Here is a 25,204-nt window from a genome sequence, read left to right on the forward strand (position 1 = left end):
AAATGCGCCTTCTGACCCCGCTGGCCGCCGCAGCCGCCCTCGCCTTCGCCGCTCCGGCCTTCGCCCAGAGCACGCCCCCAGCCCCCCCGGCAGCTCAAGCCGTGAGCCCCGAGGAAGCCGCCATCGAAGCCAAGGGGCAGGCCTTCGAGGCGGTCATCAACCAGATGAACGCCGAGCTGGAGGCCATTCTGAAGGACGAGAGCAAGAGCGCCGCAGCGGTCACCGCCGAAACCAACGCCGTGATCGACCGTCGCGCCGCCGACATCAACACCTTCGCCAATGAGGTCGAAGCCTTCATCAAGGCCGAAGCCGCCAAGCCGGAACACGCGGCCCAGAAGGACGAAATGATCGCCGGCGCAGACCAGGCCCAACAGGCCATCGCCAGCATTCCGGACCAGATCCGCGCCGGCGTTCAGCAGGCTCTGGCCGCACGCGCCGCTGCACCGGCCAGCCCGCAGTAGGTCCGCCTTACCGCGATTTCACTTGAGACAGGGCGGCGTTGGGCACAGGGTCGGCGGGTCAACAAAGGGGTTCCTCCCATGATCCGCATGCTCAGCCTGACCGCCGCCCTGACCCTGCTGCCGCTCTCGTCGGCCCTGGCGCAGGAGGCGACGCCCGCGCCCGGTTCCGCCGAAGCCCGCCTTCAGGCCGCCTCCAGCGCTTTTGAGCAGCGGATGGAGCGTTTCGGCCAGCGCGCCGAGGCCCTGTCGCTGGACAACAGTCTTCCCGAACTCGAAAAAAGCGCCCGTATGGCCGCCCTCTGGGCCGAGTATTCGCCGGACGTGACCGCCTTCACCGCCGAGGCCACGCGCCAGGCCTCCCAGATCGCCGCCGAGGCGCTGAAGGACATCGACGTCAACGCCCTGGTCGCCGAAGCCCTGAACGATCCAGATGTGCAGGAGGCGATGCAGAGCGGCGCCGCCGCCGGGACCGGCATCGCCCGCAACAGCGCCTGGACCAACCCCAGCCCTGAACAGATCGAGACCTACGGCCTGATCGCCCAGTATGCGCTGGACCAGGCGCAGGACGCCGTCGGCCCCTCGGATCAGGCGGACGACCGCGCCGCCAAGGCCAGGCCCGCCGTCCAGAACCCGTAATCGCGCGCTTTCGCGTCTGCGCAACTTGACGCAGGCGACGCAGCGCCCGACACCGCCCCCATGTCCGCCCTGCCCGTCGACCCGCACCTGTATGTCACCTTCCTGGGCGTCATGGTGGTGATGGCCATAACCCCCGGACCGGCAAACCTTTTCGCCGTCGCATCGGGGGTCGAGAAGGGGCACGCCTCGGCCTTGGTCAGCGTGGTCGGCATGAACACGGCCACCCTGGTCTGGTTCGGCGCGGCGGCCCTGGGCCTGGGCGCTTTGGTCAAGGCCTTTCCCGAGGTCTTCCGCATCATCGCCATCCTCGGCGCTCTCTATGTCGCCTGGCTGGGGCTGAAGGCCCTGATGGGCGCCTTCAAGACCGCCGCCCAACCCGATCAGGTCGTGGTGCGCAAGGATCGCGGCGCCTTCCTCGACGGGTTCGCCGTCCAGATCGCCAACCCCAAGGCCATCCTGTTCTTCACCGCCGTCCTGCCGCCCTTCGTGGATGTGAACCGCCCCGTTGGTCCGCAGCTGATCCTGTTCGCCGTCGCCGTCATCGGCATGGATATGATGTCGATGAGCGCCTACGCCCTGTCGGGCGCCGCGCTGTCACGACGCATGCAGGAGCCGCGTTTCAAACGCGGTTTTGGGCTATTCGTCGGCATCCTGCTGCTCACCGCCGCCGTCCTGATCGTGTTACGCCTCTAGACGCGGCGGAGCTTCATCCTAGATTGGCGTGGAACGGGCCGTTCATGCGTCGTTCAGCCGTCAGCGCGCCCAATTGGGCAACAAGGAGTGTGATCTACATGCGTGCCCTACCTCTGAAGACCTTGGCGGTGACTTTGGCCGCTGGACTCGCGCTGGCCGCCTGCGCCACCGCCACGCCCTATCAGCCCGCAGGCTTCAACGGACAGCGCGGCGGCTATGCCGAGCAGCGGCTGGAGAACAACCGCTTCCGCGTCAGCTTCTCCGGCAACTCGGTGACGTCGCGCGATCAGGTCGAGATGTCCCTGCTGCTGCGTTCGGCCGAACTGACGGTCGAGAGCGGCTTCGACTGGTTCTCCACCGTGAACCGCGCCACCGACCGCGACACCCGCTTCGTCTCGACGCCGGATCCGTTCTACTCGCGCTACAACAGCTTCTATGGCCCCTACTGGGGTCCGTCGTGGCGCTACTACCGCAGCGGTTTCTGGAGCCCGTGGGATCGTTGGGGCGCCAATGACTTCGACGTTCGCCAGGTCGACCGCTACGAAGCCAATGCGGAAATCATCATGGGTCGCGGTCCCAAGCCCGCCAATGATCCGAACGCCTTCGACGCCCGCGAAGTCGTCCAGAACCTGAGCGCCCGCGTCACCCGCCCCGGCGCCTGACCCATAAATGCAAAGGGCGGCCTGAGACTTCGATCTCGGGCCGCCCTTTTCTTTTGAACTCAGCCGACGCGCGGCGTCTTCAGGCGCCGCTTGTTGGCGTGCGTCGCCGGGGCCGCGCCCAGATCCTCCGGAATCTCCCCCTTGAAGTAGAAGCGCTGCCACGCCTCCTTGGCCGCATCCGGATCGCCCGAGGCCAGGCGGGTGTTGAAGTCGGTGCGCGCCCGGTTCCAGGCCTCGAACTGGCCCTTCATCACGGGATTGGATTCCAGGGTGCGGATCACCGGCTGGAACTGCTCGACCTTCTTGTGCTCGACCAGATTGATGAAGCAGAAGGGTTCGCCCTTCTCGAACTTCACCCGGCCCGGACGCGTGAAAAGCCAGTTCATCGTGAAGGGGAAGGGCAGCCAGTCCGTCTCGATCAGGCCGACCAGAGGCTGAATGCCGTCCTTCATATGATTGGGCGAGCCCGAACAGATCATCCCCCAGCCGGGCGGCGTGCGGAACAGATACTGCGGATGCATGGTCAGAACCCCGCGCGAGAAGTGCGAGGTGACGAAATGGTCCAGGTCCGCCTGCGGGCGGTCCGGCGTGATGGTGATGTCGTCCTGGCGTGGGCCGCCGTTCCATTCCGCCGTAAAGCCGAACGGGCACAGGATCTCCCACCCCGTCGTATTGGCCATGTTCAACGGCAGACAGCGATAGGGGTGGCGGCTGGCGAAGGCGTCCATCCAGTTCCGCGACTGGCGCCCGGGCACCAGATCCGGCGGCCGCGACGACATCGGATAGCATTCCAGTTCCAGCGGGCGGGTGTTCGCGGTATCGACCATGACCCTCTCCTACCGCCCTGTTTGCGACGGCTCAACCATGACTGACCAGCCCGCCCCCGACGCCGCCCCCGCCGACGTCCCCGCCTACAACCGGGATCGCCTGACCGCCTGGATGGTCGAGAACGGCGTGGCCCACGTCACCCACGACCACCCCGCCGTCTTCCGCGTCGAAGAGGGGCTGGAGCTGAAGGCGGGCCTGCCCGGCGCCCACACCAAGAACCTGTTCCTCAAGGACCAGAAGGGCCGCCTGTGGCTGATCTCGGCGCGTCAGGACACGGTGATCGATCTGAAGCGCGCGGCGGGCGTGATCGGCGCGGCCAAGCTGTCGTTCGGCAATGAGACCCTGATGTGGCAGACCCTGGGCGTGCGCCCCGGCTCGGTCACGGCCCTGGGCCTGATCAACGACACGGACCGCCGCGTGACCTTCGTGCTGGATCAGCGCCTGTGGGACGCCGACATCGTCAACTTCCACCCCCTGACCAACACCGCCACCACCGCCCTGAACCAAAGCGCTTTCCGCCGGGCGTTGGAGCTGTTGGGACGAGAACCGATCGTGGTGGACTTCGAGGCGCTGGGCTGATTCAAAGCCGTGACGAACGGTGTTCACACAAGCTGAACTTCGGCTTTGCGTGCAGGCGTAAAAACCTGCTTCCGACCCTAAGCAGACCTTAGCCGTCTTGCCGACCCAACGATCGACGCCTTCTTGACGATCTGGCACCCTCTCTTTGCCATGCTGGCAACGAGCCTACTGAGCGCGATGAACCTACACACTGACGGTCAAGAGAAAGACACCGTATTTGGTGATCTCAACCAGCTTCAAAGCCTGACGTCCGCGATGGATGAACGCAGCCTTGTGCTGGCCTTGGGGGCCTTTGCCGAGGACGCCCTCGGTGATCTGATCAGGGCCTTTATGCTTCCGGGCGAGCAGGCCAATCGTCTCCTCAATGGCTTCAACGCGCCCATCGGGACTTTCTCGGCGAGGATCAAAACGGCATTTGCGTTGGGCCTGATTACTGAGGCCCAACATAATGATCTCGACCGCCTTCGGAAGGTAAGGAATATCTTCGCCCACGGCTGGAAGCCGACGTCGCTAACGGATCAGAATATCGCCTCCCATGTTTCGGCAATGAACTTCAGCACATTGGACGAAGATTTCCCAGAAACACCAATCGACAAAGTCCGCACTTCAATCGGTGCCCTGCTGATAGAGTTGAGGTCCGCTACCCATCAAATCACCAAGAACCGATTGGGTGCCAAACTGATTGGAACGCACCTGCTGGCAGGTCTCACAGGTCCGTTAAACAATCAGGTCAAAGAGTGTGAGACGCGGCTCGCAGAGATTATAACCGAGATGCGCGAAGCTTCGGGAGATCGGGCGAGGTTTCTCCAAGCGTCTTATGTTCGTTGGACCGGTAAGTTCGAGATCGTCAGGCGGAATGCGCCCGCCGAAGGACGTGAGAAAATCCGGGCAGCATTGGCTGACATTGAAAGCCAATGGTCACAGCTCAAAAAATGTTCTGATTTTGCGGGGTGCACGTAGGGAGGAGCTGCGAAGACCGGCGCAAGTGGTGTCTTTTGTTTGCAATCCGAAGGCTCGCCTTCCACCCCTAGCGGCCCCTCGAACAGCCCGCTCTCTGCATCCTCGCACACGCCAGAACCTGCCCGTCGCCGTAGCCCCCGGTCAGTCGTCCGGTTTTCGCCCAATCCAGAACGGCCTGGAAATAGCCCGGCGGATTGCCCAGCGACGTGCGGGCGCCGTCGGGGGCGGTTTCGAAACGGGTCAGGCCGTGGTCCGTGCCGGGGTATTGCATCACCGTGATCGGACGCCCCTGCGCCGACAGGTCGATCAGCCGCTGGCGGGTGGCCTCGGGCGGGGCCTTGGTGTCCTCGCCCGCCAGAATCCACAGCATGGGCGTGTTCAGCCCGCTCAGCACCGGCAGGGGGTCATAGGTCCATGAGGTGCCGACGTCATACTGGGGCAGGATGGCGCGGATCTGGTCGTTGGTGGCGTTCAGCAACATGCCAGTGAAGCCGCCCTTCACGTCCGCGAACCACGGCGCGGCGCCATATCGGGCGCGTACGGCGTCCAGCCCCTCATAGCCGACCGCGCTGTTGGAGGCGACGAAGGCGCCCATGGCGTCGGTGATGTCGCGCGCCTGGGCCAGGACGTCCGGCCCCCAGCCTTTCGCCTTCAACCCCTGCGCCACCAGATCGCTTTCCTGGGTCAGGGGCGAATAGGCCAGTCCATAGTCGACGATGACGAAATCGACGGGCGTGCGGCTGGCAGCCAGGGGCGTGACCCACCCGGCCTGACTGCCGCCATGCAGACCCACTTGGCCCGCGCGCCGACCGGCCAGGCGCCGGGCCTCTGTCACAGCGGCGGCGGCGTCATCGGCCAGGATGTCGAAATCCTGGGTGTAGCGACCCTCGGACCCGCCCGAGCCGCGCTTGGCATAGACAAAGACGCCGACGCCGGAGGCCGGGGCGAACCGCTGGAAGACGTTGAAGTCCAGCGCATTGGCCCCTTCCGACCCATGCACCTCGACCATGATCGGCGCCCGCCCTGATCCCGGCGGCAGGATCAGCCGCCCAGTCAGCCGGGTTCCGCCGTGTCCGGTGAAGACGACGTCCTGAACCTGCTGACTGATGCGCCGCCCGGCCCGGCCTTCAAAGACGATCCGGTCCTCGCCGCAGGCGCCCAGTTGCGGTTGCGGCCCCTCGACGCGGCGCGTCCCGCCCAGGGTGCTGACCCACAGGCCCTCGGCGCTCTGCGTCATTCGCCCGCTCGATCCGTCCAGACGTCGCCAGCGCAGCCCTGCCTCCGGCAGGGGCGCGACATCCACCCAGCCGCCGTCCGCCAGACGATAGAGGCCCACGTGACAGGCGACGGCGGGATCAGGGCGCAGATTGACATCGTCGCCCGGAACCTGGGCCAGGGCGGACGAGGCCAGAAGCGATGCGGTCAGGCTGAAGGCGGTCAGGATCAGCGCGGATGGCCGGAGTTGCGACACGGGATTTCCAATCAGGACGAAATGCGGTTCGATCTCCATTGTCGGACGTAAGGTCACTCGCTAGGGCGTTCTTCGCGAACGGCGCCGGAACTGCGTGATCGGGACAGATGAACGGCGGAACGAAGACAGGATCACGGGCCGCACCCGATGCACAGCGCACGACGGCGATGCGGCGGGGACTGATCGACCTGGCCATATTGTGCGCCATCGGCCTGCTGATGGGGTTTCTGGCGCCCCTGAGCTGGGACCGCATCTCCACGCCGGTCCGGTATCTGTACTGGATGATCTGCATTCTGGGCGCAGGCGGGCTGGCCATCACCCTCGACGCCTGGCTGAGCCGACGCATCGGCGTCCTGTGGCGGCGGCTGGTGGCGGTTTCGGTTCTGGCGGCGCCGCCGACGGCCCTGCTGGTGCTGACGGCCCAGCACCTGCTGATCGGCGAGGCTTACAGCTGGCCCGCCTATCTGAAACTGTCGTGGCAGGCCTGGCCCATACTGCTGGCGGTCGTCACAGTCCGGGCGCTTGTCTGGCGACGCCCGTCCCCGCGCATCCAGACCCGCATCCTCATCGCCCCGCCTTTGCCCGAGGCCGAGGCCAGGTTCCGACGGCGGCTGTCGGCCCGACGCCGCGCCGCGCGCCTGATCGCGGTCGAGGCCCACGACCACTATCTGAAGGTCCACACCGATGCGGGCGAAGAGCTGATCACCCTGCGCTTTACCGACGCGCTGGACGAACTGTCGGGCGCCCACGGCTGGCGGGTGCATCGGTCCTGGTGGGTGGCGGCGGAGGCGGTTGAGAGCGTGCGCTGGCGGCGCGGCGCGGGCGAAATCACCCTGACGGGCGGCCTGACCGCGCCGGTCAGCCGGACCCACGCCCCGGCCCTGAAGGACGCGGGCTGGCGATCGCGGACCCCGCGTCCGGCGCTTTCGGCCAATTCAACGCTTGATGCCGACGCATCCCGACGCCATCTGGACCGTTGAACCTGACAGACCCTGCACGGACCCCGCCATGACCCTCGTTGATCCGACCCTAGACCCGAACCTCTCAGGCGACCTGATCAAGGAAGGCACGGACGCCTCCTTCATGACCGACGTCATCGAGGCCTCGAAGCATCAGCCGGTCATCGTCGACTTCTGGGCCACCTGGTGCGGGCCGTGCCGCACGCTTGGCCCGGCGCTGGAGAAGGCCGTGCGCGCCGCCAAGGGCGCGGTGAAGATGGTCAAGATCGATGTGGACGCCAACCCGGCCTATGCGGGCCAGCTGCGGGTGCAGTCGATCCCGACGGTCTACGCCTTCGTCAACGGCCAGCCGGTCGACGGCTTCCAGGGCGCCATTCCGGACAGCCAGATCAAGGCCTTCATCGACAAGCTGACCGGCGGCCAGGGCGGTTCGACCGAGACGGCGCAGCTGCTGGACCTGGGTGAAGAGTCCCTTGGCCTGAACGATCTGGGCGGCGCCGCTCAGGCCTTCGCCCATGTGCTGCAGATCGAGCCTGAGAACGAAAAGGCCATCGCCGGGATGGCGCGGGTCTATCTGGCCGACGGCGACCGCGAACAGGCGCTGCAGACCATCGCCATGGCCCCGCAGGACTCCAAGGAGCCGACGGTCCAGAGCGTGCGCGCTCAACTGGCCCTGGCGGCAAAAGCCCCCGCCGGCGCCTCTGCCGAGTTGGAGAGCAAGGTCGCCGCTGATCCGAACGACCATCAGGCGCGCTTTGACCTGGCCGAGGCCCAGAGCGCGGCGGGCGACTTCAAGGGCGCGGTCGACAATCTGCTGCACATCATCAAGACCGACCGCGAGTGGAACGAACAGGCGGCGCGCAAGCAGCTGCTGGTCATCTTCGAGGCGGCGGGCCTGAGCTCGGACGTGGCCAAGGACGGGCGACGCCGTCTGTCCTCGATTCTCTTCTCGTAACGGGACGGCGGCCCATGCCCCAAAGCTATGTCAGGGCGCTGGACCTGCCGCAGGTGATCCCGGTCTTTCCGCTGGACCGGGTCATTCTGCTGCCGCGCGGCCAGCTGCCGCTGAACATCTTCGAGCCGCGCTATCTGAACATGATCGACGACGCCATGGCCGGGGATCGCATCATCGGCCTGGTCCAGCCGGTCGGCGGAACCCCCGCCCTGCCCGGTCTGTCGCCGGTCGGATGCGCCGGGCGGATCACCAGCTTCGCCGAAACGTCGGACGGCCGCTATCTGATCACCCTGACCGGGGTGTCGCGGTTCCGCATCGCCGCCGAACTGCCGTCCAAGGCCCCCTATCGTCAGGTCCGCGCCGCCTTCGACGCCTATGAGGCCGATCTGGCCTCGCCGCCGGAGGAACCCGACTTCGACCGCCACGCCTTCCTCGATGCCCTGCGCAACTATCTGGCGCACCGGTCGCTGGACATCGACTGGGAGACGGCCGAGAGCGCGCCGATGGAGGCCCTGGTCAACAGCCTGTCCATGGCCCTGCCGTTCGAACCGGCCGAAAAACAGGCCCTGCTGGAGGCCGTCAGCCTTCTGCCGCGCTCGGAGGCCCTGATCGCCCTGATGCGGATCGACGCCGCAGACAGCGGTGACGACGCCTCTCCCTCCATGCAGTAGCGCGATGCGACAAGGCCCCCTACAACGGCCTCAAGCAGAGCAAGACGCGATAGGCCCATACAATGAGTGATGCTTTCAACACCCCCGTCTCGGTCGATCCGCGCCTGCTCGAAGTGCTGGTCTGCCCGGTCACGCGCGGCAAGCTGACCTATGACCGCAACGCCAATGAACTGATCTCGGCGGGCGCCAAGCTGGCCTATCCGATCCGCGAAGGCGTGCCGATCATGCTGGCCGAAGAAGCGCGTCAGATCGACTGACCGACGCGCCCAGCCCCTTTCTGACATCCACAGGCCCGAGCGCAGCGCGTCGGACGGGCCCCAAGCAGCGCGACGCGCGATAGGCCCCAGCCCATGACTCTCAAGATCGCCATCCAGATGGACCCGATCGAGGCCGTCGACATCTCCTCGGACACCAGCTTCCTGATGGCCGAGACCGCCCAGGCGCGCGGTCACAAGCAATGGGTCTATGACTTCCGCACCCTGGCGCTGGAGGAGGGCCGTCTGTACTGCCGCGCGCGTGCGATCACCGTGCGGCGCGAGGCCGGCAACCACGTCGATTTCGGCGACTGGGAGACGCTGGATCTGGCTGAGGACGTTGACGTCATCCTGATGCGTCAGGACCCGCCGTTCGACATGGCCTATGTCACCGCCACCTATCTGCTGGAGACGGTCCACCCCAAAACCCTTGTGGTCAACGACCCCGCCCAGGTCCGTTCGGCGCCCGAGAAGCTGATGGTCACGGCTTTCCCCGGCCTGCAGCCCCCGACCCTGATCTCCGCCGACCCCGTCGCCCTGACCGCCTTCCACAAGAAGCATGGCGAGGTGGTGCTGAAGCCGCTGCACGGCAACGGCGGATCGGGCGTGGTCAAGCTGCGCGCCGACGATCCCAATCTGGACGCCCTGATCGAGATTCACGCCGCAGGCAGCCGCGATCCCCTGGTGATCCAGAAATTCATTCCCGCCGTAACCAAGGGCGACAAGCGCATCCTGCTGATCGACGGCGAACCGGTCGGCGCCATCAACCGCGTGCCGGCTGCGGGCGCCGTGCGCTCCAACCTGCACGTCGGCGGCACGGCCATGCCGGTCGAACTGACGCCGCGCGATCTTGAGATCTGCAAGGCCATCGGCCCCACGCTGAAGGAACGCGGCCTGATCTTCGTCGGCATCGACGTGATCGGCGACTATCTGACCGAGATCAACGTCACCTCGCCCACCGGCGCCCAGCAGTTGAAAACCTTCACCGGCATCGACGCCACGGCCCTGATGTGGGACGTCATCGAGAAGAAGCGCGCCGCACAGGTTGCGTGACCGCCACTTGAATTAGATTTCAGTTCGTGTTTCGTTCCCCGGCAACAGCGGGGGAGCAGCATGGTCGCGCGGGTTGTCACGGTCGCCTTTGACGGGGTCGAGGCCCGGCGCGTGGACGTCGAGGTCCAGCTGATCGGCAACGACGGGCCGACGATCTTCAACATCGTCGGCCTGCCCGACAAGGCGGTCGCCGAAAGCAAGGAACGGGTGCGCGGCGCCTTTGCGGGCATCGGCCTGGCCCTGCCCGCCAAGCGCATCATCGCCAATCTGGCGCCCGCCGACCTGCCCAAGGAAGGCAGCCATTTCGACCTGCCCATCGCCCTGGCCCTGATGGCGGCCATGGGGGTGATCGCGCCCGATGCCCTGGACGGCTGGGCCGCCATCGGCGAACTAGGTCTGGATGGACAGATCGCGCGCGTGGGCGGCGCCCTGCCCGCCGCCGTCTCCGCCGACGCCATGGGCCTGGGTTTGATCTGCCCCGAGGTGTCAGGGCCAGAGGCGGCCTGGGCGGGCGGGGCGCGCATTCTGGCCCCGCGCTCGCTGATCAGCCTGATCAACCATTTCAAAGGAACCCAGGTGCTGCGGGCGCCTGAACCCGGCCCCCTGGCGTCCGGCGGCGTCGTGCCCGACCTGCGCGAGGTCAAGGGTCAGGAAAGCGCCAAGCGCGCGCTGGAGATCGCCGCAGCGGGCGGTCACAATCTGCTGTTCATCGGCCCGCCGGGATCGGGCAAGTCGATGATGGCGCAACGCCTGCCCGGCCTGTTGCCGCCCCTGACCTCTCAGGAGTTGCTGGAGACCTCGATGGTCTGGTCCATCGCGGGCCTGATCGAGCGCGGCGCCCTGACCCGGGACCGCCCCTTCCGCAGTCCACACCACTCCGCCTCGATGGCGGCCCTGACCGGCGTGTCCATTCCATTCCGGAATGCGATTTTTAATGAATTATGCGACAAAGGGCGATGCGCTGGCCTTGAAGACGCGCTGCACTATCCGGGAACATAACAAGAACAGTTGTCATCATCAAGCTTTAGGGGGGAGCCTTCTTTAGTGCGCGGGCATTGAGGGTGAGCTAGGACTGAGCAGATGCGATTGTAGTCCGCAGGGGATCTGGTTCTCATTCCTAGGCTCCGCGCCGTTCGCTCTCTTTCGGCCTATGCCGACCCGACTTGGACGACGGTTCCATCAACCGCTGCTGGGTGTAATCATCGCCCTGCTGCCAAACACGAAAGCCTCCTCGTTACCTTGATCGCAGTGCTGCCGCTCATTGTTGAGCTGGTTGGTGAGCGAAGCGACGATTTGCTCAACCTTGCGGGCTTTGAACGGTGGATCGGCGTAGGTGAAGCTGGCTTTGTCCGTGCCGTTCGCTACCGAGCTTACGTCAAAAGCGTCCAGCCCATGTCGCGAGCGGCTTGCTGGGTTCGAAAAGGAAGGCGGGATCGTGCGTGAAAACGACAATCTGCCGGCTCACCGCTTCAGCCACGAGGCGTTTGACGTCGTCTTCACATGTCAGGCGAACAACCTAGCAGCGGTCTGAAAATCGATCATAAGCGTCGATCCGGCGCGTCAGCAGATCGATCTCTCGCTGATAGATCTCCATCTTCAGGAAGGTCAGTTCGTTCTGTAGCGCCGATTCTTCGACATCGACATACCAAGCCCGCGGGCTAGGCCCGCCCTCACCGTTCCAGCGGTAGCCCCGCGCCTTCAGCCGGTCTTTGAGATCGAACGGACTGTTCTCCGCCCAGATGCGCCAGCTCGGCGCTCTCGCTCGTTCAAGCAGTTCTGCCATAGCCGGTCGATCGGTCCGCCGCAGCGGACGCGCGAGAAGCTCGATAGCGGCAAAGCAATCGTTCACCGCTCGATGCTGGTCGTAGAAGAACCCGCAGCCTTGGGTGAGATAGCCGAGCTTGGTGCCTTCGTGGCCGTCAGCCGCCCAATCGACCTGCGACATCGAACACGCCCAAGCCTTGGTGGTGAATACGGCGTCGAGCCGTTCCAGAAAGCGTCGGTCGAAGCCGGCGTTATGCGCAACCACTAAGGCGGCAGGCGAGACGACCGACAGGACGCCAGCTGGATCAATCCGCTGACCCGCGACCATCTCATTGGTAATGCCGGTCAGGGCCTGGATTTCAGCCGTGATCGGGAGACGCGGCTGGTTGAAACCCTGAAATGGGGCGCTGCAGCCTAGCACCTGTCCGTTCGGCTCATACCAAAACGGCACCATGGCAAGTTCTATGATTTCGTCTTGGCGCGGGTCCAGGCCGGTGGTCTCCACATCCACATAGAGCGCTAGGCGAGCGCTTGGGATGAAGTCGGGCTTGAACATGCGAGGCTGCAGGCGGCGGAGCACGCGATAGTCGCCGCTCGCCTCCAGCGCCGACGCCATCTCTTCATGGCCCAATTCCATCAGGCGATCTTGATATTGGCGGGGCGGCCCGCTTCCTGGAACCACAGGTCGACGATACGGGTGTCGTCACTGTGGGGAAGCGGGGACGCCTCACGCACCTTGAACGTCGTCGGTAGGTTCACGGACGTGCCGAAGACCAGCGCATGCTGCTTGGGCAGGGACGGCAGACGCTTCAGCACGGCGTCGGAGATGAAGGGTGTCATCTGGCGAATCTGGGATAGGTCATCCGGGTTCTGGATGCGATGAATGACGAAGTTCGCGCACTGCGACAGGACGGTCTTGGACAGTTCGCTTGGCCGCTGGGAGGCGACGAGAAGGAACATCCCGTATTTGCGGCCCTCCTTGGCGATCCGTTCGAACACCTTGCTGGCGTCGACCGCATACCGCGAGGGCACCGAGCCCACATAACGGTGCGCCTCTTCCAGCACCATGTGCACCGGAAAGCGATTGCGCGGGTCTGCGTGACGCAGAAGCCTGAAAGTCATTCGAGCCAGCACCGCACTGACCAGCTCGACGACTTCGTCGTCCACGCTGTTCATGTCGATGATGATCACTTGATGGGACTTGGCGAAGCCTTCGCCCTTTTTGGTCAAGCCCAGAAGCTTAGCCAGGACAGCAGGCTCGGAATTGTCAGGGTTTGCTGCATCCGCCAGCCCGTGGCGGAGAAATTTATACTCTTGCCGATCTTCGAGCGACTTCAGCCTCGTCACCATTTGAGAGCAGTAGTCGCGGATGTGTCGGTTGCCGTGAGCCTCCTCATAGAGAAGCGCCAAATCCATCGCTTTGGACAGAATGGAAAACTCGAAGGCTTCGTTCGTGTAGGCCGGAAGATTGAAGCCTTCGATGATGAACGGGTTATCCTCGGTCAAAAACTTACTGAGAGCGATGACGTTGGCTATGCTGCCGAAACCGACCCTAATGTATTTTTCGATGACGCCGTTGTTGATCTGGGGCGTGTTGAACCTCTGCAGAATACCCTGGATCCGGTCCGCCTTCGACGGGCTCGTGGTCTCGTCGCTTAGGATCTGGGTGATGCATTTTGCGAGGATGTGATTTCGCACTTCCACCAACGCCCCGGGAGGACCGGAAAATAGCGTGGTGAACCCCAGAGCGAGTCGGAGTATCGGCACCTGGGTGCGCTCGCTGGCCTGCAGCAGCAGTTCCCACTCCGACTGATCCAGAAACCAGTGAGGGAGTCGAAAGCGGCCCGGCGTCGCTGTCCCGTCCAACACAAGGTATTGGCAGCCGAGTCCGCCAGACGCCTCGATACTCTTCAGCGCCGCTTCGTATTCGCCGTTCACGTCAAAGACGACGAAGGTGGCACCTCGCGCATGATGCTCCTTCGGCTTCTCGAACAATCCCTGCAAGATCGAAGCAACCGTGCAGGACTTGCCGCTGCCAGTATTGCCCAGGACGGCCGCATGGCCTCCGAAGAAGTCGTCCAGCCTGACCTTGACGCCGTAGTTGTCGAAAACCACCGACCTCCCAATGTTGAGGATTCGGTGGCGAGTTGCGCCCTCCGGCACACACGGCGCGTCGCCGATGCCGGCCGCCGGCTCATCGAAACCAGCCGTTTCGAAAATGCGATCCAGCTCTGCATCGAGCGCATAGAGAACGTCAGCGTAGAGCGAGGGGAAGACCGAGACGCCGAAGCGGAACTTGCTTCCGTCCGCCGGCAGCATCCCGACCGGCACGACGTCGAGGAACTTGGCCGAAGACGCCTTGTCCATTTCGCCACGATCGCCGCCAGAGGCGCTGTCGCGTTCTCGCAGCCCCACCACTTCGACGACGACCAGGTCGCCATGGGTGGGGACCATTAGAAAGGATCCCAAACGCGCCACGTAGTGGATGTCATCGAAGCCGACGACGGTGAAGTTGTCGGTCCCGGCGTGCATTTCGACGACGAAACGGTCCGCGGCGACTGAAGTGAGTTTTCCGATCGCGCGCTTCCGGTCGTCGCCGCTCACTGACCCACCTCGCCCGAAGCCTCGTCGCCAGAGCCTAGCGCTTCGAGCACCTTCTTGACGGCCGCCTCGATCCGCTCGGGCGGCCGCTGGGGCAGGAAGTGCTCGACGACCTGGTTGAAGTAGTGAGCAGGCGCTCCGCCTTCGGCGCCCGCGCCGCCGATGATCCAGATTCGCGGATCCCCTAAATCTCGCAGCTTTGCGATCTCGCCTTCCGCCTTTGGGTCGGCGAAGATGATCAGGCGGAAGGTCGGAACCGTCAGGGCTTGGTAGATGATGTTGTTGATGTGCTCGTCGCCGAAGGCGTATCCGGCCGTCACCAGAACGCTCTGCTCACGAACGATGCGGTGCTGGAACTCTCGAAACAGGTCGGCGTAAGGCGAGCCCAGGCTCGAGTTCTGTTTGGCCGGGGTCGGATAGATCATCACCTTGGATGTCGAGGTCGCCGGCCATTGCTCCCGAATGGGGAAGAGCCCATGGCCGTCCTCGGTCCAGCTGAGCGACCCATGCAGTTTGCAGAGATAGACGAAACCGTCGACGGCCGACCATTTTCGCTGGCTCAAGTCGAGTTGTTCGGCCAGCGCATAGCGGAAGGTCGATGGGTTGAACCGCCGTTCGATGACCCCACTGAAGCCGTTTGCGTAGGGTAGACCCAACCGGTCCATGGCCCGCTCGTTGAACAGGTCGTAGTTGGTGGTGAAGACCCAGGGACGCGGCAGCGACCGGTCTCGGAACACCAGCCTGCGATAGAACTTCTCGTAAAGGTCGAGGACGGAGCTGTCCCCGTGGGCGAAAGCGCCATTAGTGCAGCGCTCCCAGAGAAAAAGTTTCACTTTTTCTATGATGCTTTGAACGGTCTTGGCGCGCTTCTCATGGCCGTCTTTCCAGCTGTGATGAAGCACGAAGTGCAGGCTGTGGAGCGCCTCCATCAGCCGCTCAAGGTTCCGCTCGTAGTGAGGGTCCTTCAGGCTGACGCCGACTTTCGCCAGGTAGGCGCGCTCGTCTTTCGACAGAACCCAGGCCGGTTCGCCTGGTGACCCGGCGGCTTCTGCCGGTGCTTCGAGGTCTTCGCCCTCGCCGTCGTCCTCTTCATCAACCCCGCCGTCCTCAGCGCTGGCGGCGCAAAATTCCTTGGCCAACGGCTCCATCGTCGCGATGCCGGTTTCGGCTCCATTGGCATCACGCATTGATGAGCAGCCGGCCCCTAGCAAGAAGGCCACGTTGCGCGCGTTTAAGGCTTCGCCGACCGCTTTGCGCACAAGGCCGGGACCAGAGGTCCAGTCCAGCTGTTGCGGTTCTGGCGATCCGTCCCGCAAGAACTCGAAGGTCGGCGTGGGCATAGCCTCGGCGTGAGGGGCAGTGTCAGTCATGAATCCTCCCGTGCCGGAGACTACATCTTCGGCGGAGCGAGCCTAGCTTTATCGTGCCGGAAGTCGTGCGCAGTTGGCCCTCCTCGAATCGAAAACACTGACGCCTGACAGTGCTCCATCTGCGGGCGAGCCGAACTGCCTGATCTCGCCATCCGCAACGACGCCGGCCCGCGGCCGCTTTGCCTCCCGCCAATCTAGACGCCTTTTCGCCTAGAGAAGGCGCTCAAGCGTCGCTAGAAATTGCATGACATGCATACGTTTTGAAGGCGTGGTCGCCTCTAGGCGTGCAGCGAGCCTCCCGAGCTGATCAGCGGTGGATGCCGCCTTCTCCCCACTGAGCCACGCCTCCAATGCGGACGTGGCCTTCTTCCCCGGCTCGACGGCGTTCGAGAGGATTTTACTGAGGTGTGGCTGAGTCATTCCGCAGGCAATCGCGACCTGCGCCTGGCTTAGGCCCAGCTCCGAAATCCTCCGCCTTATAGCGTCCGTATCGAGCATATTTCGGTTGACCAAGCTCCATGCATTGCATACAGCCTGTATGCATTACATGGAGCTTCGGACCTTGCAACGCATCATCGGCGGCTCGGACGGAAATTATCGCTTTCTGGATCTTCCAGACGCTGACGAGTGGGTCATGCCAGGGGTCCGCTGGGGCGCTTTCGAACACGCCCTAACCCCGGCGTTTTGGGTCAGCCAAGCTTGGCTCGAAGGAACGCCGGCGGAAGGGTTCCAGCTCTGCAACACGCTGGTCGAAGAAGTGGTGACGTGTTTGCTGGGCGGCCATGGCGCCCCGGCGGAAGTTGGGCTTGCTGCCTCCGAGCGAGTGATCGATGCGTTGAACGCCGATCCGGAAGGCGCGCACGATCTGGCATGGGCGGAGCGCTTGTTGACGGAGCCCCTGACCGTACACGGCCGTCAAATCCGCTATCGGTTCGCCTCCCAAAGAGCGAAGTATCTAGCTGGCACACTCGCCGGCCTGAACGAGATCGACGAGGACGACCTCGGCGATCTGGAGCTGCGAGACGCCTTGTGCGGGCTACCAGGCATTGGCCCCAAGACGGCATCGTGGATTGTTCGGAACCGGCGCGGTAGCGATGCGGTCGCCATTCTCGACGTTCATATCGTGCGGGCCTGCGTCCACATGGGCGTGTTCCCGGACAAGGCCGATCCCGCCCGTCACTACCTGGATCTGGAGCGCCGCTTTCTGGACTTCTGCATCGGCGCCGGCGCCAAGGCATCGCTTATCGACGCCATCATGTGGGGGACGATGCGGCGACTGGATCACTCATTGATGAAACTACTGATTGACGGTGGAACGCCGATCGACGAGCGTCTGCCCCTACTCGAATGGGGGGAGAATCAATGTCAGGTAGTGGCGGAACGCGTAGCGACTCCAGAAGCTATGGGTCGGGTCAAACAGGCGGCGCGCAGGCGGGCGGAGCCGGTGGGGGCGCGGCGGATTCATGCATGATTGTGCTGCGCGGGCCGATTAACAGCCCGCAGGCAGCCATTCTTGCAGGCATGGTTCCGGGGAATACCCTGCAGGTCGCAGTCGATAGGACAGGCGCCGCCCCCGTACTGGTCGTGGAGAGAACACCTGGTGTTCGGGCCGGGTCTTTGACAATGGCCAACTACCTTAGCGTCATCACCTGCATCGACCGTGGCTTCGACTATGAAGCCACCATCATGACCATCAACGGGGGCATCTACGACGTGCGGATTGCCCGCGTATGACCACGTTCGCGATTGTCGGCGGCGTGTACCGCGAACGATGCGTCGAGCCGCTGTGGGACGCCATATATGGTTCGGCAGGCCGAGCGCTGGCCGCGACCACGCAAATCGCCCCTGGGGCTCGTTTGGTTTCCTATGTCGATTCCGCCACGGCGACCGGTGCTCAAGCCCTGGCTGACGATTGCGGCGCCACGTTCGAAGGTCACCCAACACCCGCCAGCGTGTGTTTCGACTATCTGCACCCGTTGGCCGCGCCCCGGATCAACCCTCAACCAGGGACCGTGACCAACGAGCCCATCACCGTCTCCGGTGACGTGGTGTTGCGCTACGGGATGCTCGAAGGCGACGCCGTCGTCCACGCCAAGAAAGCCATCTACGACCCTCAATCCTCGTTCGGAACCCAGCCATTCGGCGCGAACGGTTCCACGGCGGAGCGCCTGGCCATAGTCCTCAACAAGGCGGAAGCGAAGTCGATGACCGGGATCGAAGATCCCGAAATCGCCGCTAAATCGCTGCTCGGCGATGGCGTCGAAGTGGTGGTGTTGAAGATGGGACCCCTGGGCGCCCTGGTGATGACAGCCAACAGGGTTCAGCGGATTCCGCTCTACAAATCAGCCAGCGTCTTCAAGATCGGTTCTGGGGATGTCTTCTCTTCGACTTTCGCTGCGCTCTGGGGCGTTCAGGGGCTCGACCCCTTCGAGGCAGCAGACATCGCCTCCCGAGCAACGGCCTATTATTGCGAAAACCGCAGCCTGCCTCCGCCCGATCCGGAGGCGTTGCGTCAACAGAGCTTCGAGCCTCTGACGCCAGGCAAGGGCACCGTCTATCTCGCCGGACCGTTCTTCGACATCGGCCAGCGGTGGCTCGTCGAAGAGGCAAACGACTATCTCTTGGAAATGGGGGCGAACGTGTTTTCGCCTGTTCACGAGGTGGGGCCTGGCCCGGCGGACATCGTCGCTCCGGAGGACATTAAAGGCCTGGAGAGATCAGACGTGGTGTTTGCCATTCTCAACGGCATGGATCCTGGCACCATTTTCGAGGTCGGGTACGCTGTGAAGAAGGGCATCCCCGTTGTCGGCCTGGCCCAGAACGTCCGCCTCGAAGACCTGAAAATGATGGAAGGTACCGGGTGTGAAATACACAGCGATTTCGCGTCGGCCATCTATAGAGCCATCTGGGCCTTGCCCGCCTGATGGCCGCCCTTCTGCTTTCAGGCGGAATGGACTCGGTGAGCATCGCTTGGTGGAAACGACCGACGATCTCGATTTTCGTCGATTACGGACAGAAGCCCGCCCAGGCCGAAGAGGCTGCTGGTCGGGCCGCTGCCGAAGCGATGGGGCTGCGGTATGAGGTCGTTCGGGCGGATTGCTCCGCCTTGGGCTCAGGCGACTTGGCGGGGCGCCCGGCGTCAGCCGTGGCACCGGCGAGCGAGTGGTGGCCGTTCCGCAACCAGCTGATCCTGACGCTGGCGGGAACGGCGGCACTCCAGTTCGGTGAAACCGAACTCATGATCGGGGCGCTCAGGACGGACGGCCACCACGCGGACGGACGACCAGAATTCATCGAGAAGATTTCTTCGCTAATGGAGATGCAGGAAGGCGGACTAAGGGTGAGCGCGCCAGCGATAGGCTACTCCGCACCTGAGTTGGTCGAGGTCTCCCAGATTCCGCAAAGCGTCCTAGCGTGGGCTCACTCATGCCATACGGGCAACCTTGCCTGCGGCCAGTGCAGAGGCTGCGTCAAACATTTCGAGACGTGGGAAGCCCTTGGCTGGACACCCCACTGAACCGAAGCCGAACGCGACCGGAGAATGGTCGCCATTCGAATGGCCCGTTGGACCGTCGGAGCCATGCGCGGCGCCCTGGCCCGGCGCTGATCGGCTGTTTGCCGATGTGGCGTGGTCCCGCCGCTCAGCCGTCGGCGAGAGCATTGGCCTTGGCCCCGCCGGCAACCTTCTTCACCATCTGACAAAAGATGCCGACGACAGGCTCGTCGGCCGCGCGGGTATTCCAGTCCATCGGAGGATCACACCGTCCGCCGGAGGTCTTCACCCCTATAGCTTCCTATGCATCGGAGACGAGGACCGTCGCGCCCTCCTCTACGACCCGGCCACCCACGCCTTCATGCCGATGGCTGTTTCTCATCACGACCTGTACGGCCTGAATCATAGAGAGGTGTCGGAGATCTTGGGCTCCGCTCCTGGCGTTACGGTTCGCGTCATGATCGACGCCGCCAAGGTTTCCGCCGCCTACCGCGATCCTGAAACTCTCATTCTTCGCGACGCGGGCGCGATCTTGTCCGTGGCGGGCATGCTGGCCGAATGGCTCGATCTGCTTGCCTGCCCTCTCGGGTTCATGGGCGGCGCTTTCCTTAATGTGATCGGCCTGCCTTCTGAGCGACTTATTGGAGCCGGCGGCTTTCAGTTGTCAGCCAAACAAGCCTGACAGCTAGAGGGGGCCACAATTCTGGGCACCCGATGACAGGCGCGCCGGTCAGTGGCGGACTCCGCAGGCGGACGAACTGGCCGGCGATCATCACGTTCCTGTGCTTTCGGTGCTGTCACTAACAGCGGCGCTCGTCTTGACGGGTCCCGACGATGTCGTGCGTTGGGGCGGGGCCATGGGGCTGGTGGTCTTTATCATGACGGGCGGGCTGGCCGTTCTCTATCGCCATGCGCCGACGTTCTCGCGGCCAAAGAATGACGCTCAAGATAAGGCGGCATAGGCGGCTCGCCGCGCCGAGCGGCGCGACCGACGGATCAAGGCTCCCGACTCGCGCGCCGTCGCAGATGCGCCAATTGCGGAAGTTGGGTGCCGGGCAAACCGCGGACTTTCAACGAGCAATGAGGCTCGGAGATCTAGATTGCATCCCGCGCCTTCTGCATCGCCCGTCCACATCGTCAGCCAGGAACGTCGGCGGCTGTGGCGTGACCCAGATCGCGTCGCGACCTGGGACACCACGGCCAAGATTTGAGCGCCTGAGTTGCCGCCCCCGGCCATCCGCACAGCTTCCCGAAGAAGGGGCGACGTTGCGATAGGTGGCGGAGTGAAGTTGCGCGCCTTGAAAATCATTACGGGCGGCGTAGTCCGGCACGAAGGATTTGCGCCAAGTCCCAGTTTCCCCGACCAAGGTGCCTAGTGCGTCGCGCCTGCCGGAAGATGTTCCTTCTCGAACCGCCCCACCCGATCGACGAGCGTCCGGGCAGCCTGGTTCATACCGATGACATCGACCTGGGCGCCCTGGCGGCGATAGCGGAAGACGACCTTATCCACCGCCGCGACCCCGGTGAGGTCCCAAAGATGGGCGTCGGTCATGTCGATTTCGACCCGTTTGGGGTGGCCGTGGTGTTCGAAACTGGCGGCGAACAGGTCGGCCGAGGCGAAGAACAGCTGGCCGGTCACGCGATAGCGCAGCACGCCCTCCTCCGGCGTCTCGATCTCGGTCACGGCGACGGTCTTGCCGACCTTGCGCATGAAGAAGATCGCCGACAGCAGCACACCCAGGATCACGCCCTTCGACAGGTCGTGGGTGGCGACCACGGTAACCGTTGTGGCGATCATCACGAGTGAGGACTGGAACGGCGTGGACCGCAGCTTCAGGATAGACCCCCAGTCGAAAGTGCCGATCGACACCATGATCATGACCGCGACCAAAGCGGCCATCGGGATCTGGGCCACCCAGTCGCGCAGAACCAGGATCAGGAACAGCAGGAACAGGCCGGCCCAAAGCGTCGACAACCGCCCTCGCCCGCCGGAGGTGACGTTGATGATCGATTGGCCGATCATGGCGCACCCCGCCATGCCGCCGAACAGGGGCGACAGGATGTTGGCGATGCCCTGGCCGCGCGTCTCGCGATCCTTGTCCGACGGCGTGTCGGTCAGATCGTCGAGCAGATTGGCGGTCAGCAGGCTTTCGAGAAGGCCGACGAAGGCCAGGGTCGCCGCAACGGGCGCGATGATGGCGAAGGTCTCCCAGGTCAGAGGAACGCCAGGCAGATGGAAGACCGGCAGGGTCGAAGGCATCTGCCCCATGTCGCCGACGGTGCGGACATCCAGCCCGGTCATCATCACGAAGACGCTGATCAGGACGATGGCCACCAGGGGCGACGGTACGGCCTTGGTCAGGCGCGGGAAGCCGTAGATGACGATTAGGGCGGCCCCGACCAGGGCGAAGGTCTGCCAGTTGGCGCCGATCAGTTCGGGCATCTGGGCCAGGAAGATCAGGATGGCCAGCGAGTTGACGAAGCCGGTCATCACGCTGCGGCTGACGAACTTGATGTAGCGGCCCAGTTTCAGCAGGCCGATGACGATCTGGAACACCCCGCACAGCAGCGAGGCGGCGAACAGATATTCGAGGCCGTGGTCGCGAACCAGGGTGACCATCAGCAGGGCCATGGCCCCGGTCGCGGCCGAGATCATGGCCGGGCGCCCGCCGACGAAGGCGATGGTCACGGCGATGACGAAACTGGCGTACAGGCCGACGGCGGGATCGACGCCCGCGATGATCGAGAAGGCGATGGCCTCTGGGATCAGGGCCAAGGCCACGACGGTCCCGGCCAGAAGATCACGGCGAGGATTGGCGAGCCATTGCTGACGCGCGGAAGCGATGATGGACATGACGGTTCAACTGGAGCGGGCCGCACGGACGGCAGGGTTTCCCAGCGGATCGGCGGCGGGGATAGCCACCCGTCGCCTGCGAACAGGGCCGGGTCCAAGGTGAAGCTGGCCTCATGCTCCGCCGCAGCGGAAAACTCAAGCCTGGGCGCGTGATGCGGGCCATGCCAACCTAAAGCTGAGGCGCCCGCGTCACACTGATCGTGCCGTCCTAAACGTCTTTGGTCCCACCAGGATGAGGCTGCGGCCAGGGTGAGCCCGAACCGGAGCACCGAGCGCCGCATTCACCGACCTGGGGCCGGTTTCGCCTGCCTGCGAACGGCCGGCCCGGTGACGGGGGTGAATCCCTCGTTGATGGCCTCGGAACCCGGAAGGATGTCGCCCGTCTGCCGATGGCGGAAGCGCATCGTCCTTGGCTCTGTCAGTCATCGACCGGCGGCGGCGAAGCCGAGACAGCTTCACCCCCTCATGCGCGACGCCGCGATAGGCGTAGGGCCGCGTATATGCCGAGCAGCCCAAAGACGGCGCACGGCGCGGCCGTCCACAAGGCGGTCTCGACCGCGATCTCCGGGCTGAAGCCGACGGCGAAGCCCGCAGTATTTGCGGCGACCCCGGCCGCCGAAGCCCCGAAGGCGCCGCCTACCTGGCGGACGGCGATGAACGCGCTCGATCCTGTCGCGAGATCGCCCGCCCCCAGGGATCGCAACACCCTGCGGTTCATTAGGCTGGAGCTGATCCCGAAGCCCGCGCCCATGACGGCGGCGGCGGCGGCGGCCGGCCACGCCTCACCGGTCCCAAGAGCCGGTCCAAGACCGGCCGCTGCTGCCGCGATGAGGACCGCGCCAAGAGGTATCAGCAGGCGTTCCGCCCGTTCGGAAGCGCCTCCGACCGCAAAGGCGCACCCCGTCCAGACAAGGGCCTGAACAGCCACGACATAGCCGGCCTGCAACGCGGTCAGCCCCGCAAGGCTCTGGAGGACTGGTGCGGCGTAGATCGCCAGCCCCATGCCCGCAGCCGTGAGCGCCAGCATGGCGAGATAGCCGTTGCCCGGCGGCCGATGAAGATCGGCCAGGACCACAGGGGTCAACCGGGTTGCGGACCGCGCGTCGAACCTGGCGGTCGCCGCTAGGCCCATCGCGCCCAGAACCAGGGCGCCGACCGCCGCAGGGCCTTGGAAGCTCGGCGCGCTGAGGATGACGCAAAGCGCGCCGCAGAGCGCCATCAGAGATCGCCAAGGGAGATTGGAGCCGGCCTGTCCGGGGCGTGAGCCCATGAGGCGCGGCGCGGCGACGGCGAACACCCCCGCCTGGACGCAGAAAAACCAGAAGACGCCTCTCCAGCCTCCCGGACCGGCGGCGAACAGTCCCCCAACCAGGGGCCCCAGAAGCGTCGCTACGCCCCAGACCGCCGCCACCGCCGCATAGACCCGCGCGCGCTGACTGTCCGGAAAATGCAGAGCGACCGCCACCATGGCGAGGCCGGCGGCCCAGCCCGCCCCCAGCCCCTGGATGAAGCGGCCGGCGAGAAACGCCTCGGGGCCGCCCGACGCCGCGCTGACCCCGCATCCCAGCGCCAGGATCACGCCGGCGGCTGCGGCGGCGCGGCCCAACCCCAGGCGTTCCGCCAGCCACCCCGCGCTCGCGCTTGCGGCCACGGACCCGACCATGAAACCCGAAAAGGCGAGGCTGAAGTAGCGCAGACCGCCAAGGTCGCGACCGACATCCGGCATGACCGTGGCGGTCACGAGCGCGTCGGCCGCATTCAGCCAGACCGCGAGGCAAATCAGACCGAGGACGCCTCCCCGCCTGCGGATCAGGTCGCCCCATCCCTGCTCTGTGGAGGCGGGGTTTCGATTTGCCGGTTTGGTCACGGGAACCTATATAGAGGATGCGCGGCCCAAACGTCGCGCTCCCCCATTTTTGGGCGGGCGATTGTGCGAGGCGACCGGATGACACCGGCCGCGGAACGCCGCCGTTGATGCGGCTCGCCACGCGCCCGGACCGGCGCCTCGATGTTCCCGCCATCGAGGATCTGACCCGTGCCTGAATTTGCTCCGCCCGCCATCACGCCCGACCGGCCTTCGCCGCTCCACCGGCGGCGCATGGACGCCGTACGACGCGCCCTTGCCCGTTTCGGCGCCCGCCGGATCGCGGACTTGGGCTGCGGCCGTGGCCCGCTGCTGATCGAATTGTTGGCGTCTGGTCAGATCGACTACGCCGTCGCCGTGGACCGTGATCCTGACGCCCTGCGCAGCCTCTCGCGAAGACTTCCCAGCTCCGCCGCCGACGTCGACCTGCGTCTGGCCTGTTTCATGGATCGGCGGGTCCCGCCCGCTGCGGTGGACGCCGTTCTGCTGATCGAGACGATTGAACATATCGCGCCCAGCCGGCTGTCGGCCGTCGAATACGCCCTGTTCCGGCACTGGCGCCCGCGTCTCGTCCTGCTGACGACGCCCAACGCCGACTACAATCCCCTCTTGGGCGCGCCGCCCCATCGGCTTCGACATTGGGACCATCAGTTCGAATGGGGACGCCGCCGCTTTGCGGCATGGGCTCAGGGCTGCGCTCGACGGAACAACTATCGGCTCGCGCTGGAAGATGTGGGTCCGGTCGTCCCGGGCGTCGGCGGCGCCAGCCAGATGGCGCTCTTCACAGCCGCCCCGGCTTCATAGGAGACACAATGATCGAACATCCTCTCGACGACCACGCCTTCCGCACCCTCGCGGCGCTGGCTGCCGGCGCACGCGGCGTCTATCCCGTCCTGAGCGCCCGCTCGCGCACACGCGCCATTGGGGAAGGCTGGGCCACGCAGCAGGGCGTGCTAACTGCGCGCGGGGAAGCCCTCCTTCTCGCAGAACAGGGGCGACGGCGATCCGTCCAGCCCCTCGCTTCAGGCGCCGGCCTTCACGAACGGGCCGGTCCCGGCTCTTCCTGAAGAGCCCGA

26 protein-coding genes, 1 pseudogene and 1 other annotated feature are annotated in these 25,204 nt (G+C 64.8%); of the genes and pseudogenes, 19 read left to right on the top strand and 8 right to left on the bottom strand.

Translation table 11 applies throughout. From position 1 onward, the window contains the following. Nucleotides 1-2 precede the first annotated feature (2 nt). The 4 genes from KWG56_RS13535 (at nucleotide 3) to KWG56_RS13550 (ending at nucleotide 2,452) form a co-directional block, all read left to right on the top strand. Nucleotides 3-461 (top strand): translation initiation factor IF-2, encoded by a 459-nt coding sequence (locus KWG56_RS13535; protein ID WP_219355158.1) that lies wholly within the window; start codon nucleotides 3-5, stop codon nucleotides 459-461. A 78-nt stretch (nucleotides 462-539) separates the two neighbouring features. Further along, on the top strand, nucleotides 540-1,097 hold the full coding sequence (locus tag KWG56_RS13540; RefSeq protein WP_219355159.1) for a hypothetical protein: 558 nt from the start codon (nucleotides 540-542) through the stop codon (nucleotides 1,095-1,097). Nucleotides 1,098-1,157: 60 nt separating this feature from the next. Then, the gene (locus tag KWG56_RS13545; protein ID WP_219355160.1) at nucleotides 1,158-1,790 is read left to right on the top strand and encodes a LysE family translocator; all 633 of its coding nucleotides are present in this window, start codon (nucleotides 1,158-1,160) and stop codon (nucleotides 1,788-1,790) included. A 98-nt stretch (nucleotides 1,791-1,888) separates the two neighbouring features. After that, a complete protein-coding gene (locus KWG56_RS13550) occupies nucleotides 1,889-2,452 on the top strand; it encodes a CC0125/CC1285 family lipoprotein (protein WP_219355161.1) in 564 nt (187 codons plus the stop codon). 59 nt (nucleotides 2,453-2,511) lie between these two features. On the opposite strand, the gene KWG56_RS13555 is transcribed toward KWG56_RS13550, so the two are convergent. Beyond that, nucleotides 2,512-3,252 carry a DUF6065 family protein gene (locus KWG56_RS13555; RefSeq protein ID WP_201098923.1) on the bottom strand — a complete coding sequence of 247 codons (741 nt, stop codon included), beginning with the start codon at nucleotides 3,250-3,252 and terminating at the stop codon, nucleotides 2,512-2,514. 64 nt (nucleotides 3,253-3,316) lie between these two features. On the opposite strand from KWG56_RS13555, the gene KWG56_RS13560 reads away from it, so the two are divergent. Beyond that, nucleotides 3,317-3,859 carry a prolyl-tRNA synthetase associated domain-containing protein gene (locus KWG56_RS13560; protein WP_219355162.1) on the top strand — a complete coding sequence of 181 codons (543 nt, stop codon included), beginning with the start codon at nucleotides 3,317-3,319 and terminating at the stop codon, nucleotides 3,857-3,859. Nucleotides 3,860-3,982: 123 nt separating this feature from the next. Then, on the top strand, nucleotides 3,983-4,819 hold the full coding sequence (locus KWG56_RS13565) for a DUF4145 domain-containing protein (RefSeq protein WP_219355163.1): 837 nt from the start codon (nucleotides 3,983-3,985) through the stop codon (nucleotides 4,817-4,819). A 67-nt stretch (nucleotides 4,820-4,886) separates the two neighbouring features. Here the strand turns inward: KWG56_RS13565 and KWG56_RS13570 are convergent, their stop codons facing one another. Then, on the bottom strand, nucleotides 4,887-6,290 hold the full coding sequence (locus KWG56_RS13570; protein ID WP_219355164.1) for an alpha/beta hydrolase family protein: 1,404 nt from the start codon (nucleotides 6,288-6,290) through the stop codon (nucleotides 4,887-4,889). 107 nt (nucleotides 6,291-6,397) lie between these two features. Here KWG56_RS13570 and KWG56_RS13575 point away from each other — a divergent pair, with 107 nt between their 5' ends. From KWG56_RS13575 to KWG56_RS13600, 6 genes and pseudogenes are all read left to right on the top strand, one after another. Then, nucleotides 6,398-7,270, top strand: coding sequence for a LytTR family DNA-binding domain-containing protein (locus KWG56_RS13575; RefSeq protein ID WP_244999519.1), 873 nt, complete (start codon nucleotides 6,398-6,400; stop codon nucleotides 7,268-7,270). A 28-nt stretch (nucleotides 7,271-7,298) separates the two neighbouring features. After that, nucleotides 7,299-8,204 (top strand): thioredoxin, encoded by a 906-nt coding sequence (gene trxA, locus KWG56_RS13580; RefSeq protein WP_219355165.1) that lies wholly within the window; start codon nucleotides 7,299-7,301, stop codon nucleotides 8,202-8,204. Between the two features lie 14 nt (nucleotides 8,205-8,218). Further along, nucleotides 8,219-8,875, top strand: a complete 657-nt coding sequence (locus tag KWG56_RS13585) for an LON peptidase substrate-binding domain-containing protein (RefSeq protein ID WP_219355166.1) — start codon at nucleotides 8,219-8,221, stop codon at nucleotides 8,873-8,875. Nucleotides 8,876-8,937: 62 nt separating this feature from the next. Next, complete coding sequence (locus KWG56_RS13590; RefSeq protein WP_201098812.1) at nucleotides 8,938-9,132, top strand: Trm112 family protein; 195 nt, start codon at nucleotides 8,938-8,940, stop codon at nucleotides 9,130-9,132. Nucleotides 9,133-9,225: 93 nt separating this feature from the next. Further along, nucleotides 9,226-10,182 carry a glutathione synthase gene (gene gshB, locus KWG56_RS13595; RefSeq protein WP_219355167.1) on the top strand — a complete coding sequence of 319 codons (957 nt, stop codon included), beginning with the start codon at nucleotides 9,226-9,228 and terminating at the stop codon, nucleotides 10,180-10,182. A gap of 60 nt (nucleotides 10,183-10,242) precedes the next feature. Then, nucleotides 10,243-11,085 (top strand): annotated as a pseudogene (locus tag KWG56_RS13600) (YifB family Mg chelatase-like AAA ATPase); the annotation flags it as partial. A 276-nt stretch (nucleotides 11,086-11,361) separates the two neighbouring features. On the opposite strand, the gene KWG56_RS13605 reads toward KWG56_RS13600, so the two are convergent. The 4 genes from KWG56_RS13605 to KWG56_RS13620 form a co-directional block, all read right to left on the bottom strand. Further along, nucleotides 11,362-11,634, bottom strand: coding sequence for a hypothetical protein (locus KWG56_RS13605; RefSeq protein WP_219355168.1), 273 nt, complete (start codon nucleotides 11,632-11,634; stop codon nucleotides 11,362-11,364). 64 nt (nucleotides 11,635-11,698) lie between these two features. Beyond that, nucleotides 11,699-12,583, bottom strand: coding sequence for a 3'-5' exonuclease (locus KWG56_RS13610; protein WP_219355169.1), 885 nt, complete (start codon nucleotides 12,581-12,583; stop codon nucleotides 11,699-11,701). After that, nucleotides 12,583-14,550, bottom strand: a complete 1,968-nt coding sequence (locus KWG56_RS13615; protein ID WP_219355170.1) for an ATP-binding protein — start codon at nucleotides 14,548-14,550, stop codon at nucleotides 12,583-12,585. Before KWG56_RS13615 ends, KWG56_RS13610 begins: the two co-directional genes overlap by 1 nt. Beyond that, nucleotides 14,547-15,887: an SIR2 family protein gene (locus tag KWG56_RS13620; protein WP_219355171.1), complete on the bottom strand. Its 1,341-nt coding sequence runs from the start codon at nucleotides 15,885-15,887 to the stop codon at nucleotides 14,547-14,549. The genes KWG56_RS13615 and KWG56_RS13620 overlap by 4 nt, the downstream gene beginning before the upstream one ends. 592 nt (nucleotides 15,888-16,479) lie before the next feature. Between KWG56_RS13620 and KWG56_RS13625 the strand changes: the two genes are divergently transcribed. The 5 genes from KWG56_RS13625 (at nucleotide 16,480) to KWG56_RS13645 (ending at nucleotide 20,092) form a co-directional block, all read left to right on the top strand. Then, the gene (locus KWG56_RS13625) at nucleotides 16,480-17,388 is read left to right on the top strand and encodes an endonuclease III domain-containing protein (RefSeq protein WP_219355172.1); all 909 of its coding nucleotides are present in this window, start codon (nucleotides 16,480-16,482) and stop codon (nucleotides 17,386-17,388) included. Continuing rightward, on the top strand, nucleotides 17,385-17,651 hold the full coding sequence (locus KWG56_RS13630; protein WP_156494705.1) for a hypothetical protein: 267 nt from the start codon (nucleotides 17,385-17,387) through the stop codon (nucleotides 17,649-17,651). The genes KWG56_RS13625 and KWG56_RS13630 overlap by 4 nt, the downstream gene beginning before the upstream one ends. Further along, nucleotides 17,648-18,841 (top strand): PfkB family carbohydrate kinase, encoded by a 1,194-nt coding sequence (locus tag KWG56_RS13635; protein ID WP_219355173.1) that lies wholly within the window; start codon nucleotides 17,648-17,650, stop codon nucleotides 18,839-18,841. The genes KWG56_RS13630 and KWG56_RS13635 overlap by 4 nt, the downstream gene beginning before the upstream one ends. Then, nucleotides 18,841-19,434: a 7-cyano-7-deazaguanine synthase gene (locus KWG56_RS13640; protein WP_244999520.1), complete on the top strand. Its 594-nt coding sequence runs from the start codon at nucleotides 18,841-18,843 to the stop codon at nucleotides 19,432-19,434. The genes KWG56_RS13635 and KWG56_RS13640 overlap by 1 nt, the downstream gene beginning before the upstream one ends. A gap of 433 nt (nucleotides 19,435-19,867) precedes the next feature. Next, nucleotides 19,868-20,092 (top strand): hypothetical protein, encoded by a 225-nt coding sequence (locus KWG56_RS13645; RefSeq protein ID WP_219355174.1) that lies wholly within the window; start codon nucleotides 19,868-19,870, stop codon nucleotides 20,090-20,092. A 690-nt stretch (nucleotides 20,093-20,782) separates the two neighbouring features. On the opposite strand, the gene KWG56_RS13650 is transcribed toward KWG56_RS13645, so the two are convergent. Beyond that, nucleotides 20,783-22,264, bottom strand: a complete 1,482-nt coding sequence (locus KWG56_RS13650) for a SulP family inorganic anion transporter (RefSeq protein WP_219355175.1) — start codon at nucleotides 22,262-22,264, stop codon at nucleotides 20,783-20,785. Between the two features lie 35 nt (nucleotides 22,265-22,299). Then, nucleotides 22,300-22,363: a sequence feature (sul1 is cis-regulatory element that is thought to sense ions involved in sulfur or methionine metabolism; They are found in Alphaproteobacteria), on the bottom strand. 364 nt (nucleotides 22,364-22,727) lie between these two features. Beyond that, complete coding sequence (locus tag KWG56_RS13655) at nucleotides 22,728-24,131, bottom strand: MFS transporter (protein ID WP_280638385.1); 1,404 nt, start codon at nucleotides 24,129-24,131, stop codon at nucleotides 22,728-22,730. A 168-nt stretch (nucleotides 24,132-24,299) separates the two neighbouring features. Here KWG56_RS13655 and KWG56_RS13660 point away from each other — a divergent pair, with 168 nt between their 5' ends. Both KWG56_RS13660 and KWG56_RS13665 read left to right on the top strand, forming a co-directional pair. After that, entirely contained in the window at nucleotides 24,300-24,932 is a 633-nt protein-coding gene (locus KWG56_RS13660; protein WP_219355177.1) for a methyltransferase domain-containing protein, read from the top strand. A gap of 8 nt (nucleotides 24,933-24,940) precedes the next feature. Further along, entirely contained in the window at nucleotides 24,941-25,195 is a 255-nt protein-coding gene (locus tag KWG56_RS13665) for a hypothetical protein (protein ID WP_219355178.1), read from the top strand. Nucleotides 25,196-25,204: the final 9 nt, after the last annotated feature.

This window comes from Brevundimonas nasdae (assembly GCF_019395145.1).
GTDB lineage: Bacteria > Pseudomonadota > Alphaproteobacteria > Caulobacterales > Caulobacteraceae > Brevundimonas > Brevundimonas nasdae.

Bases quoted from the DNA above. Each gene is read 5' to 3' on its own strand.
- KWG56_RS13585 (WP_219355166.1), top strand. From the start codon at position 8,219: ATGCCCCAAAGCTATGTCAGGGCGCTGGACCTGCCGCAGGTGATCCCG.
- KWG56_RS13645 (WP_219355174.1), top strand. From the start codon at position 19,868: ATGATCGACGCCGCCAAGGTTTCCGCCGCCTACCGCGATCCTGAAACT.
- KWG56_RS13620 (WP_219355171.1), bottom strand. From the start codon at position 15,887: ATGCCCACGCCGACCTTCGAGTTCTTGCGGGACGGATCGCCAGAACCG.
- KWG56_RS13665 (WP_219355178.1), top strand. From the start codon at position 24,941: ATGATCGAACATCCTCTCGACGACCACGCCTTCCGCACCCTCGCGGCG.
- gshB (WP_219355167.1), top strand. From the start codon at position 9,226: ATGACTCTCAAGATCGCCATCCAGATGGACCCGATCGAGGCCGTCGAC.
- KWG56_RS13635 (WP_219355173.1), top strand. From the start codon at position 17,648: ATGACCACGTTCGCGATTGTCGGCGGCGTGTACCGCGAACGATGCGTC.
- KWG56_RS13545 (WP_219355160.1), top strand. From the start codon at position 1,158: ATGTCCGCCCTGCCCGTCGACCCGCACCTGTATGTCACCTTCCTGGGC.
- trxA (WP_219355165.1), top strand. From the start codon at position 7,299: ATGACCCTCGTTGATCCGACCCTAGACCCGAACCTCTCAGGCGACCTG.
- KWG56_RS13630 (WP_156494705.1), top strand. From the start codon at position 17,385: ATGATTGTGCTGCGCGGGCCGATTAACAGCCCGCAGGCAGCCATTCTT.
- KWG56_RS13560 (WP_219355162.1), top strand. From the start codon at position 3,317: ATGACTGACCAGCCCGCCCCCGACGCCGCCCCCGCCGACGTCCCCGCC.
- KWG56_RS13575 (WP_244999519.1), top strand. From the start codon at position 6,398: ATGAACGGCGGAACGAAGACAGGATCACGGGCCGCACCCGATGCACAG.
- KWG56_RS13650 (WP_219355175.1), bottom strand. From the start codon at position 22,264: ATGTCCATCATCGCTTCCGCGCGTCAGCAATGGCTCGCCAATCCTCGC.
- KWG56_RS13590 (WP_201098812.1), top strand. From the start codon at position 8,938: ATGAGTGATGCTTTCAACACCCCCGTCTCGGTCGATCCGCGCCTGCTC.
- KWG56_RS13540 (WP_219355159.1), top strand. From the start codon at position 540: ATGATCCGCATGCTCAGCCTGACCGCCGCCCTGACCCTGCTGCCGCTC.
- KWG56_RS13610 (WP_219355169.1), bottom strand. From the start codon at position 12,583: ATGGAATTGGGCCATGAAGAGATGGCGTCGGCGCTGGAGGCGAGCGGC.
- KWG56_RS13640 (WP_244999520.1), top strand. From the start codon at position 18,841: ATGGCCGCCCTTCTGCTTTCAGGCGGAATGGACTCGGTGAGCATCGCT.
- KWG56_RS13550 (WP_219355161.1), top strand. From the start codon at position 1,889: ATGCGTGCCCTACCTCTGAAGACCTTGGCGGTGACTTTGGCCGCTGGA.
- KWG56_RS13535 (WP_219355158.1), top strand. From the start codon at position 3: ATGCGCCTTCTGACCCCGCTGGCCGCCGCAGCCGCCCTCGCCTTCGCC.